The sequence below is a fragment of the Nereida ignava genome (assembly GCF_001049735.1).
GTDB classification, from domain to species: Bacteria; Pseudomonadota; Alphaproteobacteria; order Rhodobacterales; family Rhodobacteraceae; genus Nereida; species Nereida ignava.
Genome location: NZ_CVPC01000005.1, coordinates 235,853 through 249,720, shown reverse-complemented (window position 1 = coordinate 249,720; position 13,868 = coordinate 235,853). Strand labels below are relative to the sequence as shown.

Sequence of the window (13,868 nt, the reverse complement as noted above, 5' to 3'; positions counted from 1 at the left end):
CTTGCAACATTGGGTGGGGGGGATCAAATTACCGTCTATGACAGAGATCGAGAGCCCTTTTGACAATATGAATGACCGGTCGCGCGAAGTGTTTCGCCGCGTTGTGCAGTCATATCTTGAGAGTGGCGATCCTGTTGGGTCGCGGACGCTGACGCGGGAAATGTCGGAAAAAGTAAGTGCGGCGACCATTCGTAATGTCATGCAAGACCTTGAGCATCTTGGTCTATTGGATAGTCCGCATATTTCAGCGGGTCGTGTGCCGACGCAAATTGGTTTGCGGATGTTTGTGGATGGTTTGCTTGAGGTCCGTGATCTTGATGCGGTGGACCGTGACCATTTGCAGAATACGATGTCGTCTAATTCGGACGGGGTGCCTGCACTGATGGACCGCGTTGGTGGGGCGCTTTCGGGTCTAACACAGGGCGCATCGCTGGTTTTGACGCCAAAAACGGAAGCGCCGATCAAGCATATTGAGTTTGTCTCACTTGGTCCTGATCGGGCTTTGGTGGTGCTTGTGTTTGCGGACGGTCAGGTGGAAAATCGCGTGTTCACACCGCCGATGGGCCAGACGCCTTCGTCTATGAGAGAAGCTGCCAACTTTCTAAATGCCGTTGCTGAAGGTAGGACAGTTTCAGAGTTGCAGCGCGTCGTGAGCGGCGAGATTTCAAAGCGCCGCCAAGAGATTGATACGCTGGCCAAAGATATGGTCGAAAGCGGGCTGGCGCTTTGGGAGAATGAAGGCACCGCAAGCGAGCGTCTTATTGTGCGCGGGCGGTCCAATTTGATTAACGAGGGTGGTGATCCTGCAGAGTTGGATCGCATCAAAACGCTGTTTGATGATCTTGAACGCAAGCGTGATATTGCCGAGTTTCTTGAGTTGACCGACGAAGGCGAAGGCGTGCGTATTTTTATTGGCTCTGAGAACAAGCTTTTTTCACTTTCGGGTTCCTCTTTGGTGGTTTCTCCTTATATGAACGCTGACCGAAAGATTATTGGTGCTGTGGGGGTCATTGGCCCGACGCGATTGAACTACGGACGTATTGTCCCGATCGTTGATTACACTGCCCAATTAATCGGGAAACTGATGGCCGACCGCGGATAAAGGGTAAAGATATGGCAGAACAGGAACCAACGAACTTCCTCGATGATTTGGCAGAAGCTGAGGCGGAGCTGGATCAAGAGGCGGATGTCGATTTCTCTGACGAAGAGTTGGAGCTTGATGCGTTGAAGGCTGAGCGTGATGACTATCGTGATCGCTTCATGCGTGCGCTGGCTGATGCTGAAAATGCGCGCAAGCGTTCGGATCGTGATCGTCGCGAGGCTGAGAATTACGGCGGTTCAAAACTGTCGCGGGATATGTTGCCAGTTTATGACAACATGAAGCGCGCGTTGGAAACCGTGACTGACGAACAGCGCGAGGCGAACAAAGCGCTGCTTGAGGGGATTGAGCTGACGATGCGTGAGTTGATCAGCGTCTTTGGCAAGCACGGTATCGTTGTGATTTCACCTGAAGTCGGTGACCGGTTTGATCCGCAAAACCATGAGGCGATGTTTGAAGCGCCTGTTCCGGGCACCAAAGCCGGTGACATCATTCAGGTAATGGCTGAGGGCTTTATGCTGCACGATCGTTTGCTGCGTCCCGCGCAAGTTGGCGTTTCTTCTACGCCGGCTTAGTCAACGCTTTGAGTTGGTAAAGGGCGTCTAGCGCGTCCTTTGGTGACATCTCATCTGGTAAAATTTCAGCCAACGCGGCTTCAACTGCGTTGGCTTTTTCTTTTGTAGGCGCTGGGCTGGCAGGTGTTGCAGAGAAAAGAGGCAAGTCATCAACGATAGCCTTTTGGCCCGCTGTTCCTTCGCGCTCACCTTTTTCAAGCGCCTCTAAAACTGCTTGTGCACGGGCGATGACCATTGGCGGCAGCCCTGCGAGTTTTGCGACCTGCACGCCGTAAGACCTGTCTGCTGCGCCTTTTCGGACTTCGTGTAAAAAGATGACATCGCCGTCATGTTCGCGCACAGCGACCGTCGCATTGCTGACGCCGTCCATCTTGTCTGCAAGTTGTGTCATTTCATGGTAGTGGGTCGCAAATAATGCGCGGCATTTGTTTTGGTCGTGCAGATATTCCAGCGTTGACCATGCAATCGATAGACCGTCATAGGTTGCTGTGCCGCGACCGATCTCGTCCAAAATAACCAAGGCGCGGTCATCGGCTTGGTTCAAAATGGCGGCCGTTTCGACCATCTCAACCATGAACGTTGAGCGGCCCCGCGCCAGATCATCCGAGGCACCGACACGGCTGAAAAGTTGTGAAACGGCACCGATATGCGCACGGGCAGCGGGTACGAACGACCCCATTTGTGCCATCAATGCAATCAGCGCGTTTTGGCGCAGGAATGTAGATTTACCCGCCATGTTTGGCCCCGTTAGCAACCAAACGGCAGCATTATTTTCCGATTTAGTCAGCGTGCAATCATTGGCCACGAACGCGGCGTTTTGCGCTTTGAGCGACCTTTCAACAACTGGGTGGCGGCCCTGTTCAATCTCAAACGCACCAGAGGTGTCAACGGTGGGTCGGGTCCAGCCTTCACCACTTGCAATATCGGCGAGCGCGGCAAACACGTCCAGTTCTGCAAGTGCAGCTGATGTGGTGGCGACTGTCGCTGCGGTTTCTAAAATCGCGGTAGTTAGGCTGGAATAGACCCGCTTTTCGATTTCAAGCGCACGACCGCCTGCATTTAGGATCCGCGTTTCAAGATCAGACAATTCCACAGTTGTGAAACGCACTGCGTTTGCTGTGGTCTGGCGGTGGATGAAAGTTTCAGACCAAGGCGCAGACAGCATTTTTTCAGCGTGAATAGCGGTAGTTTCAATGAAATAACCCAAGACATTGTTGTGCTTGATTTTGAGCGATGAGATGCCCGTTTGCTCAGCAAAATCGGCTTGCATTGAGGCGATCACGCTACGGCCCTCGTTGCTAAGCTTGCGAGCTTCATCCAGTTCAGCGTCATATCCTTCTGCGATGAATCCGCCATCGCGCGCCAAGAGTGGTGGCTCAGCGATCAGGGCGTCATCCAGAAGTGCGACCAGTTCGCCGTGGCCGCTAAGTGCTGTGCGTGCGGCGTCGATATCACTGGGCAGGCCAGTTTCAGGCAGGTTTGTGAAAAGATCTTCTGCTTGCTGAAGTCCGTTACGAATAGCAGCAAGGTCGCGTGGTCCAGACCGGTCCAGAGAGATGCGAGATAGGGCGCGCTCACTATCAGGGCATTTGCGCAGTGCTTCTCGGACCGTGTCACGCAACAATGGATCAGATAGAAAATGCGCAACGGCATCCAATCGGTCATTGATCAGGGTAACATCACGGGAAGGGGCGTTGATGCGCCGCTCTAGCAAACGCCCGCCTGCCGACGTTACGGTGCGGTCGACGGTTTGCAATAATGTGCCGTCACGCCCGCCGTTCATGCTGGTGGTGATTTCAAGGTTTCGGCGGGTGGCAGCATCAATCTGAACCAAGCCCCCTTCGTCTTCCCGAATGGGCCGTTGCAGCAGGGGCATGTTCCCTTTCTGCGTGATGTCGAGATAATCAATAATGGCGCCAAGTGCGCCAAGCTCTGCGCGATTGAAGGTGCCGAACGCGTCCAAAGATGCGACCTCAAACGCCTCCATTAGCCGCTCTTTACCCCGTGTGCTGTCGAAACTTGATGCACCAAGAACAGTGAGCGCACCGCCAATATCAGACACTATTTCGGCACAATCGCGTTCAATTGCATCGGCGATGAGCACTTCTTTAGGCAGCAAGCGCGCTAATTCAGGGGATAAGCGTGAACGTTTGCATGACAAAACGCGCACTTCGCCCGTTGAGATATCGACCCACGCAATTGCACCGTCCGATCGAACTTCGTTATAGGCGCAGAGAAAGTTGTTACGGCGCGCTTCTAGCAGGCTGTCTTCGGTCAATGTCCCCGGTGTAACAAGCCGCACGACACCGCGCTTGACGACAGATTTATGGCCGCGCTTTTTCGCCTCGGCTGGGCTTTCAAGCTGTTCGCCCACGGCAACGCGAAACCCCTTGCGTATAAGTGTCAGCAGATATCCTTCAGCTGCATGAAACGGTACACCGCACATCTGGATATCTTCACCGTTGTGTTTGCCGCGCTTGGTAAGTGCGATATCCAAAGCAGAGGCCGCCTGAACCGCATCATCAAAGAACAACTCGTAAAAATCGCCCATGCGATAGAACAATAGCGCGTCAGGGTATTCTTCTTTGATGCCAAGATATTGGGCCATCATCGGTGTGGTTGTGTGCGCAGACGCCGCCATCGGATCCCCCAAGGTCAAACGGTGTTTGTGAAAACTAACCGCAGGGAGAAGTCGCCGAAACCCCAAAACCGTTGTTTGTGTCAATCCAGAGCGCTATCACTTCTGTAATCAAAACAAAGGCCTAAAAACGATGTCCAACACCAAAGTCACCGATGCCGAAGCTTTAGCGTTTCATTTACAGCCAACTCCGGGCAAATTTGAGATTTCCGCGACTGTTCCAATGACCACCCAGCGGGACCTGTCGTTGGCGTATTCACCTGGTGTTGCTGTGCCGGTTCAGGCCATCGCGGACTCGCCTGAGGCTGCGTATGATTATACGACCAAGGGCAACTTGGTGGCGGTCATTTCCAATGGGTCAGCGATTTTGGGCCTTGGGAATTTGGGTGCGTTGGCAAGTAAGCCAGTGATGGAAGGGAAAGCGGTACTGTTTAAGCGGTTTGCGGATGTAAACAGCGTTGACATTGAGCTGGATACCCAAGACGTGGATGCATTCGTGAATGCTGTGAAGCTAATGGGTCCTACGTTTGGTGGTGTGAACCTTGAAGATATCAAAGCACCCGAGTGTTTCATCATTGAGCAGCGTCTGAAGGAGGAGATGGATATCCCCGTCTTTCACGACGACCAACATGGGACAGCGGTGATTTGTGCAGCGGGTCTGATTAATGCGCTGCATCTATCGGGTAAGAAGATTGAGGACGTAAAAATCGTCCTGAACGGTGCGGGTGCTGCTGGCATCGCGTGTCTTGAGTTGATCAAGGCGATGGGCGCTAAGCACGACAACTGCATTATGTGCGACACAAAAGGTGTGATTTACCAAGGCCGCACCGAAGGCATGAACCAATGGAAATCTGCACACGCCGCGCGCACTGATGCGCGCAGCCTTGAGGATGCGATGGTTGGCTGTGACGTGTTCTTGGGTGTTTCTGCAAAAGGTGCTGTTACACCACAGATGGTTGCGTCAATGGCGGATAACCCTGTTATTTTTGCGATGGCAAACCCTGATCCGGAAATCACGCCTGAAGAAGCGCATGAGGTGCGCGTTGATGCCATCGTTGCTACGGGGCGCAGTGACTACCCGAACCAAGTGAACAACGTGTTGGGCTTTCCATACTTGTTCCGCGGTGCACTGGATATTCATGCCCGGGCGATTAATGACGAAATGAAGCTTGCCTGTGCGCGTGCGCTGGCGGAGTTGGCCCGCGAAGATGTGCCTGATGAGGTCGCCGTTGCATATGGCCGTAAGCTAACATTTGGCCGTGATTACATCATTCCAACACCGTTTGATCCACGCTTGATCCATGTGATCCCACCTGCTGTTGCGAAGGCAGGTATGGACACCGGTGTAGCACGCCGCCCGATTGTGGATATGGACGCGTACACACTTAATCTGAAATCAAGAATGGACCCAACCGCGTCTATTTTGCGGGGCATTCATGCGCGGGCAAAACGTGCGCAAGCGCGGATGATTTTCGCCGAAGGAGATGATCCACGGGTATTGCGTGCTGCTGTTCAGTATCAGCGGTCTGGCCTTGGCAAGGCGCTGGTCGTCGGGCGTGAGGCTGATGTTAAGGACCTGTTGACTACAGCAGGGATGGGCGATGCCTACCGAGAGCTTGAGGTGGTGAACGCCAAAAACTCTCCGCATTTGCCGATGTATAAATCATTCTTGTATGAACGGCTGCAGCGCAAAGGGTTTGATCAATCTGATGTGCACCGCCTCGCTGCGCGTGACCGCCATGTGTTTTCCGCACTTATGCTTGCCCATGGGCACGGAGATGGACTTGTTTCCGGTGCCACACGAAAATCTGCCCATGTTCTGGATTTGATGAACCATGTGTTTGATCTGGGCCCTGGTGATGGCGCGGTGGGCATTACCGCCATTTTGCATAAAGGGCGGATTGTATTGATCGGTGATACGGTTGTTCATGAATGGCCAAACGAGGCTGATTTGGCAGACATCGCCATTAAAGGTGCGGGTGTTGCGCGGCAGCTTGGTTTGGTACCTCGCGTAGCGTTTGTCAGCTTTTCTACCTTTGGCTATCCGGTGTCAGAGCGTGCTGAGAAAATGCATTTGGCGCCTATGTTGCTGGAAAAAAAGGGCGTTGATTTCGAATTTGAGGGCGAAATGGCCGTTGATGTGGCGCTTAATGCGGAAGCACAAAAAAGCTATCCATTCTCACGACTTACTGGACCTGCGAATGTGTTGGTGGTGCCTGCGCGTCACTCAGCATCCATCAGCGTGAAACTGATGCAAGAGATGGCGGGGGCTACTATTTTGGGGCCTATCCTGACAGGCGTTGATCACCCGATCCAGATTTGTTCGACGGTGTCATCCGAGACAGATATTTTGAACATGGCAATTATTGCTGCCTGCAATGTGGGGTGATGCATGACCATCTGGAATTTGGGGTCTATTAACGCCGATCATACCTACCGCGTCGATAAGCTGCCCGTTGCCGGAGAGACGTTGGCCTCTCGGTCGTTGACTATTGGGCTGGGCGGCAAGGGCGCAAACATGTCAGTGGCTGCGGCGCGCGCTGCGGCGCGTGTTTGTCATATCGGTGCTGTGGGTGAGGACGGTACAAAATGGCGTGACCGGCTTTTGGAGTACGGTGTGGATACGCGTTTTATTGCGGTCGCGGATGAACCAACGGCCCACGCGATTATCACTGTTGATGATGACGGCGAGAACCAAATCATACTCTATTCAGGCGCAAATGGGGTTATTCCTGAAAATCTCATTGGCTCTGCGCTGAGTGAGGCGAATGCCGGTGATATTTTCGTAACGCAGAATGAAACCAATGGTCAGTATGAAGCGGCTAAAATTGCAAAAGAACTTGGTCTGCGGGTGATGTATGCTGCCGCGCCGTTTTCGGCCGACGCAATTATGGCGCTTGATGGGCTGATCGATATTCTTGTGTTGAACGAGGTTGAGGCAGGCCAGCTCCAAGATGCGACTGGCAAAGATGTGTCCGAGTTGGGCATTGCACAGGTGCTGATCACCAAGGGTGCAGACGGCGTTACAGTTTATGACAATGGCACAAGGCTTGATGTGCCTTCAGTCAAGGTTGATGCAGTTGATACTACGGGTGCGGGCGACACGTTTACTGGGTACTTTGCGGCTGGGCTTGATCGTGGTTTTGGTCTGGAACAGTCCCTAAATTTAGCCGTTCAAGCCGCTGCGATCATGGTGACACGTCATGGTACGGCTGATGTGATACCCGACCTTAAAGATGTGCAGGATGCAAAATTATGAATGAGCGCGTAACAACCCACCAAGCCGAAGAAGACGCCCGAAATGAAGCGCTTTTGATCTATTTGAATGATCGTGTTGTGCCAAAAGCCGAGGCTGTGGTCAGCGTTTACGACAGCGGCTTTATGCTGGGCGACGGTGTTTGGGAGGGCTTGCGTCTTTATAACGGTGTTTGGGCTTTTCTGGATGAGCATTTGGACCGTCTGTTTGAGGCCGCAAAAGCGATTGATCTAGATATCGGCAAAACCCGAGAAGAAGTGCGTACTGCGCTGGAACAGACCCGCATTGCTAATGAGATGACCACGAACGCTCACGCGCGGCTTATGGTGACAAGGGGTCCAAAGACGCGGCCATTTCAGCATCCAAGTCTAAGTCAAAGTGGTCCGACATTCGTGATTATTATGGAGCACTCACAACCCAAAATTCCGCGACCAATCAAGCTGGCGACCGTGCCTCATCTACGAGGCTTGCCAATGACCCAAGATCCGAAATTGAACTCGCACAGTAAACTAAACTGTATTCTTGCGTGTATCGCTGCCGAAAAAGCCGGTGCTGACGAAGGGCTGATGTTGGATGTTAATGGCTTTGTGAACACGACTAACGCCTGCAACTTTTTCATTGTCCGTAAAGGCGCGGTTTGGACTAGCACGGGCGATTACTGCATGAACGGCATTACGCGGCAGAAGGTGATTGATCTGTGTCGCGCCAATGACATCCCCGTATTTGAACGCAATTACTCACTTGTTGACACTTATGGCGCGGATGAAGCGTTTTTGACGGGTACATTCGGCGCGCAAACTCCGGTTAGTCATATTGACGGACGCCAGATTGGGACAGGTGAGATGGGGCCTATGACCATGCGCTTGCGCGAGCTTTATAAGAAATTGGTTGATCAACAATGACGCGTATCGCCATGTGGTCAGGTCCACGCAACCTGTCGACGGCTATGATGTATGCGTTTGGAAACAGGTCAGATTGCATCGCGGTTGATGAGCCGTTGTATGCCGCCTATTTGGCGCAAACAGGTTTGGTTCACCCGATGCAGGACGCAATATTGGCAAACCAGCCAACAAACGCGCAGGACGCGCTTATGGCGCTGAACCAACCTCAAACGCTGCAGTATGAAAAGCATATGACACATCATATGTTGCCGACGTTTTCACGTGACTGGCTTGGCGATGTGAGGAATGCCTTTCTTATTCGACATCCAGCGCGGGTGATTGCCAGCTATCAGGCGAAACGGGAAAGCCCCACGTTTGATGACCTTGGGTTTGCGCAGCAGCTTGAGTTGTTTGAGACGTTTGGCGGCGTCGTGATTGATAGTGCAGATATTCGTGCTGATCCGCGGCAAATGCTTGGTAAGCTTTGCGATGCGCTGGGTATTCAGTTTGATGAGGCGATGCTTTCGTGGCCGTGCGGCCCCAAAGATTTTGATGGCGTCTGGGCGGAGCACTGGTACGGCGCTGTGCACAATAGTACCGGATTTTCTGGTGCTGAGGGGCCATTGCCTGAAGTCACAAAAGAAAACGCGTCCCTGTTGGAGCGCGCTTTGCCAATTTACGAGACACTGTCAAAGTACTGCCTCAAACCTGATTGATGTATCTTACTTGAGACGACGGTCGCGCGCGGCGAGAAGTTTCAGGCGAAGTGCATTCAGTTGAATAAAGCCTGCTGCATCTTTTTGATCGTAAGCGCCTGCGTCATCTTCGAATGTGACGTGTGCTTCAGAGTAAAGCGAGTGATCAGACCAGCGTGCAACTGTGCGCACGGAGCCTTTGTAAAGCTTCAGCTTAACAGTGCCGGTCACGTGACGCTGCGAGTGGTCGATTGCAGCTTGAAGCATCTCACGCTCTGGGCTGAACCAGAAACCATTGTAGATCAGTTCTGCGTAGCGTGGCATCAGTTCGTCTTTGAGGTGCGCTTCGCCACGGTCCAGCGTGATCTGCTCAATGCCGCGGTGTGCTTCAAGCAGGACAGTTCCGCCCGGTGTCTCATAGATACCGCGTGACTTCATGCCCACAAAGCGGCCTTCAACCAGATCAAGGCGACCAACACCGTTGCGGCCACCAATTGTGTTCAATTCGGTCAGCACTTCGGCAGGCGACATTGCTTTGCCGTTGATGCTTACTGCGTCACCTTTTTCAAAGCCGATCTCGATGAATTCAGGTGTGTCCGGCGCGTCTTCTGGGTGGACCGTGCGTTGGTAGACATAATCGGGGGCTTCTACGGCCGGGTCTTCCAGAACCTTGCCTTCAGACGAGGTGTGCAGAAGGTTTGCGTCAACGCTGAATGGTGCTTCGCCGCGCTTGTCTTTTGCGATTGGGATTTGGTTTTTCTCAGCAAAGTCGATCAGTTTGGTGCGGCTGGACAAGTCCCATTCACGCCATGGAGCGATGACTTTGATATCAGGGTTCAGCGCGTATGCAGCCAGCTCGAAGCGAACCTGGTCATTGCCCTTGCCGGTTGCGCCGTGTGCAATTGCGTCTGCGCCAGTTTCTTCAGCAATTTCTACAAGGCGCTTTGAGATCAGTGGCCGCGCAATTGAGGTGCCGAGTAGGTAAAGACCTTCGTAAACGGCATTGGCACGGAACATTGGGAAAACGAAATCGCGAACAAATTCCTCACGAACGTCTTCAATGTAGATGTCAGAAGCGCCCATCATTTCAGCTTTGGCGCGCGCTGGCTCAAGTTCTTCGCCTTGACCCAAATCTGCAGTGAAAGTCACCACTTCGCAGCCATATTCTGTCTGCAGCCACTTCAAGATGATGGATGTGTCGAGGCCACCTGAATAGGCAAGGACGACTTTTTTGGGTGCAGACATTGGCGTTCTCCTGATCACGTATGGCGGCGGGATAATCCGTTTTGTTACCTGCGGCAAGGGATGCTGCTTTCTGAAACATTGTTCTGTGATAGGGTGGCGCGACCAAAGGGAATGCACATGACCGATTTTGTACAAAGAGCTAAAGCATCCGAGGCAGAAATGCGCGCCTTGTTCGAGGCATCGCCACTTCAAAGAAATGCGCATCTTAGCGAAATGTACGATGCTGATATCTGGCTAAAGCGAGAAGATCTGACGCCTGTGCGCAGTTACAAAATTCGCGGTGCATTTAATGCGATGCGCAAGTGTTTGGCGCAGACCCCGGATCAGCAGTTGTTTGTGGCCGCGAGTGCGGGAAATCACGCCCAGGGCGTTGCTTATGTATGTAAGCATTTTGGGCGACGCGGCGTGATATTTATGCCTGTAACAACGCCGCAGCAGAAGATTGATAAAACACGTATTTTCGGTGGGGATGCGATCGAGATTGTGTTGGTTGGAGATTATTTCGACAGTACTCTGGCTGCCGCACGCGCTTATTGTGATGAACAGCGCGCGCATTTTCTATCGCCCTTTGACGACCCCGATGTGATTGAAGGACAGGCGTCAGTTGCAGTTGAGATGATGCAACAGCTTGGTGCTGCGCCTGACGTGATTGTCTTACCTGTGGGCGGCGGCGGTATTTCATCGGGCGTGATTGCTTACATGGCCAGTCAGGGGTCTGATGCTGATTTGTACTTGGTTGAACCCGAAGGTGGAGCAAACCTAACGGCAGCGCTTGAGGCGGGTGTGCCGGTTGCGCTGGATCATGTTGATACTTTTGTTGATGGTGCGGCGGTTGGGCAAATCGGCGATGCAACGTTTGATGTTCTAAAGGACACACCGCTGAATCGCGTCATCAGAATTGCCGAAGACCGTATTTGCACAACCATGTTGGATATGTTGAATACTGAAGGTGTCGTGCTCGAACCTGCGGGCGCGTTGGCGCTTGATGCACTTAAAGACATTTCGAACGATATTCGGGGCAAACGGGTGGTTTGTATCGCTTCGGGCGGCAATTTCGATTTCGAAAGGCTACCGGAAGTGAAAGAGCGGGCGCAGCGATCGGCTGGTTTGAAGAAGTACTACATTCTTCGGATGCCCCAACGACCCGGCGCCTTGAAAGATTTCCTTCACATGCTTGGACCCAGTGACGACATTGCACGGTTTGAGTATCTCAAAAAGTCAGCGCGCAACTTTGGGTCTGTCTTGATTGGTATCGAAACTACTGATCCATCCAGCTTCACACGTCTTACGGATTTGATGGAGCAGGGTGGCTTTGGCTACCGCGACATCACCAACGATGGTGCGCTAGCCGAATTCCTGATTTAGGCGCTTGGCACCAAGGTTGGTTAGAAACACATCGATCGTGCTGTCATAGGCCTGTCGCAGGGTAGCAACGTGAGCAACATTTTCGGGCTGTTGTTCGATCTGTTTTGCGGCTTCAACCACATCGGACATGCCGAAGTTAACCGCACTTCCGCGAATACCGTGCGCAATTTTAGAGCGCTCAGCATCTGTTGTACTGCCCTCAAGCGCGCCAATAAGCCCGCGCGTTTCAATGTCAAAAATTTTAACGACTTCATCAAATATCTCGTCGCCGACATCGCTTTGCAATGCCCTGACTTGCGCCCAATCAATCATTTTATTCCCCCGGTATTACACCAGATATCGGCAAAGAGTTTTAATTTAACATGACTGAAATCGAGGAAATCTTAACTTAATCTTCAAGCCTTCGTGACACGCGTGTCAGATGATTTTGGAACAGCCAGAAAACGCCAAGAATGTAGCCAAACGCGTGCTGGTTGCTGATGATAGTGCCCTTCAAAGGCGTATCTTATCAAAAATTCTAGAGGCACGTGGTTATAATGTAACTCAGGCGACGGATGGCGCAGAGGCGCTTGAGATGTGCCGCAGCACGCAGTTTGACGTTATCATCAGCGATTGGATGATGCCGCAACTAACAGGGCCAGAGTTTTGCCAAAAATTTCGCGCTATGGAAGACGGAACCTACACGTATTTTGTGCTGCTCACCACCAAGGGTGATGCGGCAGATATTGCGTTTGGGCTTGAAGCAGGCGCGGATGATTTCCTGACAAAGCCTGTGGACGGTTCTGAACTTCAGGCGAGGTTGGGTGCAGGCCACCGGATTGTTGAAATGCAACGTGAGCTATTTATCCGAAACGCTGAAATCGCTGGTGCGTTGAGCGAAATTCAGCGCCTATATGATATTTTAGACCGCGACTTACAGCAGGCGAAAACGCTTCAAATGTCGCTTTTGCCAGAGCCAAATGTAACCTTTGGTCGTGCCAGCATTTCGCTTGGATTACGGTCCAGCGGTCATGTTGGCGGCGATCTAGTTGGGTACTTTAAGATTAACGAAAATCAGGTGGGTCTGTTTGGTCTTGATGTGTCGGGTCATGGCGTATCAAGCGCGTTGATGACGGCGCGCCTTGCGGGGTATCTCTCGGCTGGTGATCCTGTACAAAACGTCGCCATTGATAACCAAGCGGGCAGGCCAGTGGCTGTCTCTCCGGAACGGGTTGTCCGACGTCTCAATGAAATGATGTTTTCAGAAATTGCGACAGAACATTATTTCACCATTCTTTATGGGGTGATTAATACTGAAACGGGAGATTTTTCATTTTGCCAAGCAGGCCATCCGCACCCAATCCTGCAGCGAAGTGCGGGCTCGGTACAGCTTCTTGGCGCTGGTGGATTGCCGGTGGGATTGATCCAGGGTGCGTCATATGAATTGTCTCATATTCAACTTTATGCCGGTGATCGGGTCTTTATTGGGTCAGATGGGATCACCGAGGCGCTGAACAAAAAAGGTGAGATGTTCGCAGAACATGGGCTTTGCGAGTTGCTACAGCGAAGTCGCGCCCTCAGTGGCGACCGCCTTTTGAATCAAGTCGTTGATGAGGTCACGCGGTTTACTGGCTCAAATGACCTTGAAGATGATTTGTCGGCAATTTCGCTGGGGTTCAGAGCTGCTCAATAAGGCTACTCAAAAACATCCGGTCACCATCATTACCCAATGCGTCAACTGCCTCGCTCATTGGCATCCAGACCGCATGGTGGCCTTTTTCAATAGGGTCACTCAATTTTAAAACAGGTGTTCCCACGTAAACGGAACACAGCTTTTCGGCCCAAAGATCGTACTCGGGCATAAACGTGAACCGACGAAAGGCGCCCAGTTTTCGAAGATTAGCAGCGCGCCAGCCGGTCTCCTCAAAGATTTCACGGTGCAGGGCGGGGATTGGATGTTCACCAACCTCAACGCCGCCGCCAGGAAGTTGAAATTCAGGTTCTGGCCGTTCTTGAAAGGTCAGAAGTATGTCGCTTCCACGTCGCAAAATAGCGTAGGCTCCGGGGCGATGAACGTAGCGCTGACCGGCCTTTGGTGTCTCTCCAATTCGCATCATCATGGCGCTGCCCCTTTT

The 13,868-nt window shown here is 52.4% G+C and carries 12 protein-coding genes; 8 read left to right on the top strand and 4 right to left on the bottom strand.

Translation table 11 applies throughout. The features are described from left to right. Window positions 1–37: 37 nt before the first annotated feature. Together hrcA and NIG5292_RS05835 are read left to right on the top strand one after the other, a co-directional pair. Complete coding sequence (hrcA, locus tag NIG5292_RS05840) at window positions 38–1,102, top strand: heat-inducible transcriptional repressor HrcA (RefSeq protein WP_048598552.1); 1,065 nt, start codon at window positions 38–40, stop codon at window positions 1,100–1,102. A gap of 11 nt (window positions 1,103–1,113) precedes the next feature. After that, a complete protein-coding gene (locus tag NIG5292_RS05835) occupies window positions 1,114–1,674 on the top strand; it encodes a nucleotide exchange factor GrpE (protein WP_048598551.1) in 561 nt (186 codons plus the stop codon). Here the strand turns inward: NIG5292_RS05835 and mutS are convergent. Beyond that, entirely contained in the window at window positions 1,661–4,315 is a 2,655-nt protein-coding gene (gene mutS, locus NIG5292_RS05830) for a DNA mismatch repair protein MutS (protein ID WP_233488180.1), read from the bottom strand. The two genes, NIG5292_RS05835 and mutS, sit on opposite strands and share 14 nt — an antisense overlap. Window positions 4,316–4,445: 130 nt before the next feature. Between mutS and NIG5292_RS05825 the strand changes: the two genes are divergently transcribed. Genes NIG5292_RS05825 through NIG5292_RS05810 form a run of 4 tightly spaced genes read left to right on the top strand, consistent with a single transcriptional unit; the run spans window position 4,446 to window position 9,165 of the window. Further along, on the top strand, window positions 4,446–6,701 hold the full coding sequence (locus NIG5292_RS05825) for an NADP-dependent malic enzyme (protein WP_048598550.1): 2,256 nt from the start codon (window positions 4,446–4,448) through the stop codon (window positions 6,699–6,701). Window positions 6,702–6,704: 3 nt separating this feature from the next. Beyond that, window positions 6,705–7,571 carry a ribokinase gene (locus NIG5292_RS05820; protein ID WP_048598549.1) on the top strand — a complete coding sequence of 289 codons (867 nt, stop codon included), beginning with the start codon at window positions 6,705–6,707 and terminating at the stop codon, window positions 7,569–7,571. Continuing rightward, complete coding sequence (locus tag NIG5292_RS05815; protein WP_048598548.1) at window positions 7,568–8,470, top strand: D-amino acid aminotransferase; 903 nt, start codon at window positions 7,568–7,570, stop codon at window positions 8,468–8,470. Before NIG5292_RS05820 ends, NIG5292_RS05815 begins: the two co-directional genes overlap by 4 nt. Next, window positions 8,467–9,165: a sulfotransferase-like domain-containing protein gene (locus NIG5292_RS05810; protein ID WP_048598547.1), complete on the top strand. Its 699-nt coding sequence runs from the start codon at window positions 8,467–8,469 to the stop codon at window positions 9,163–9,165. Before NIG5292_RS05815 ends, NIG5292_RS05810 begins: the two co-directional genes overlap by 4 nt. 6 nt (window positions 9,166–9,171) lie before the next feature. Here the strand turns inward: NIG5292_RS05810 and NIG5292_RS05805 are convergent, their stop codons facing one another. Next, window positions 9,172–10,389 (bottom strand): argininosuccinate synthase, encoded by a 1,218-nt coding sequence (locus NIG5292_RS05805; protein WP_048598546.1) that lies wholly within the window; start codon window positions 10,387–10,389, stop codon window positions 9,172–9,174. A 117-nt stretch (window positions 10,390–10,506) separates the two neighbouring features. Here NIG5292_RS05805 and ilvA point away from each other — a divergent pair, with 117 nt between their 5' ends. Continuing rightward, on the top strand, window positions 10,507–11,754 hold the full coding sequence (gene ilvA, locus NIG5292_RS05800) for a threonine ammonia-lyase IlvA (protein ID WP_048598545.1): 1,248 nt from the start codon (window positions 10,507–10,509) through the stop codon (window positions 11,752–11,754). Here ilvA and NIG5292_RS05795 read toward each other — a convergent pair. Further along, the gene (locus tag NIG5292_RS05795; RefSeq protein WP_048598544.1) at window positions 11,734–12,066 is read right to left on the bottom strand and encodes an Hpt domain-containing protein; all 333 of its coding nucleotides are present in this window, start codon (window positions 12,064–12,066) and stop codon (window positions 11,734–11,736) included. The two genes, ilvA and NIG5292_RS05795, sit on opposite strands and share 21 nt — an antisense overlap. Before the next feature lie 109 nt (window positions 12,067–12,175). On the opposite strand from NIG5292_RS05795, the gene NIG5292_RS05790 reads away from it, so the two are divergent. Continuing rightward, window positions 12,176–13,426 carry a PP2C family protein-serine/threonine phosphatase gene (locus tag NIG5292_RS05790; protein ID WP_048598543.1) on the top strand — a complete coding sequence of 417 codons (1,251 nt, stop codon included), beginning with the start codon at window positions 12,176–12,178 and terminating at the stop codon, window positions 13,424–13,426. Here the strand turns inward: NIG5292_RS05790 and NIG5292_RS05785 are convergent. Then, window positions 13,410–13,853: an NUDIX hydrolase gene (locus NIG5292_RS05785; RefSeq protein ID WP_048598542.1), complete on the bottom strand. Its 444-nt coding sequence runs from the start codon at window positions 13,851–13,853 to the stop codon at window positions 13,410–13,412. The two genes, NIG5292_RS05790 and NIG5292_RS05785, sit on opposite strands and share 17 nt — an antisense overlap. Window positions 13,854–13,868 lie beyond the last annotated feature (15 nt).

Bases quoted from the DNA above. Each gene is read 5' to 3' on its own strand.
- ilvA (WP_048598545.1), top strand. From the start codon at position 10,507: ATGACCGATTTTGTACAAAGAGCTAAAGCATCCGAGGCAGAAATGCGC.
- NIG5292_RS05815 (WP_048598548.1), top strand. From the start codon at position 7,568: ATGAATGAGCGCGTAACAACCCACCAAGCCGAAGAAGACGCCCGAAAT.
- NIG5292_RS05805 (WP_048598546.1), bottom strand. From the start codon at position 10,389: ATGTCTGCACCCAAAAAAGTCGTCCTTGCCTATTCAGGTGGCCTCGAC.
- mutS (WP_233488180.1), bottom strand. From the start codon at position 4,315: ATGGCGGCGTCTGCGCACACAACCACACCGATGATGGCCCAATATCTT.
- hrcA (WP_048598552.1), top strand. From the start codon at position 38: ATGACAGAGATCGAGAGCCCTTTTGACAATATGAATGACCGGTCGCGC.
- NIG5292_RS05810 (WP_048598547.1), top strand. From the start codon at position 8,467: ATGACGCGTATCGCCATGTGGTCAGGTCCACGCAACCTGTCGACGGCT.
- NIG5292_RS05795 (WP_048598544.1), bottom strand. From the start codon at position 12,066: ATGATTGATTGGGCGCAAGTCAGGGCATTGCAAAGCGATGTCGGCGAC.
- NIG5292_RS05785 (WP_048598542.1), bottom strand. From the start codon at position 13,853: ATGATGATGCGAATTGGAGAGACACCAAAGGCCGGTCAGCGCTACGTT.
- NIG5292_RS05790 (WP_048598543.1), top strand. From the start codon at position 12,176: ATGATTTTGGAACAGCCAGAAAACGCCAAGAATGTAGCCAAACGCGTG.
- NIG5292_RS05820 (WP_048598549.1), top strand. From the start codon at position 6,705: ATGACCATCTGGAATTTGGGGTCTATTAACGCCGATCATACCTACCGC.
- NIG5292_RS05835 (WP_048598551.1), top strand. From the start codon at position 1,114: ATGGCAGAACAGGAACCAACGAACTTCCTCGATGATTTGGCAGAAGCT.
- NIG5292_RS05825 (WP_048598550.1), top strand. From the start codon at position 4,446: ATGTCCAACACCAAAGTCACCGATGCCGAAGCTTTAGCGTTTCATTTA.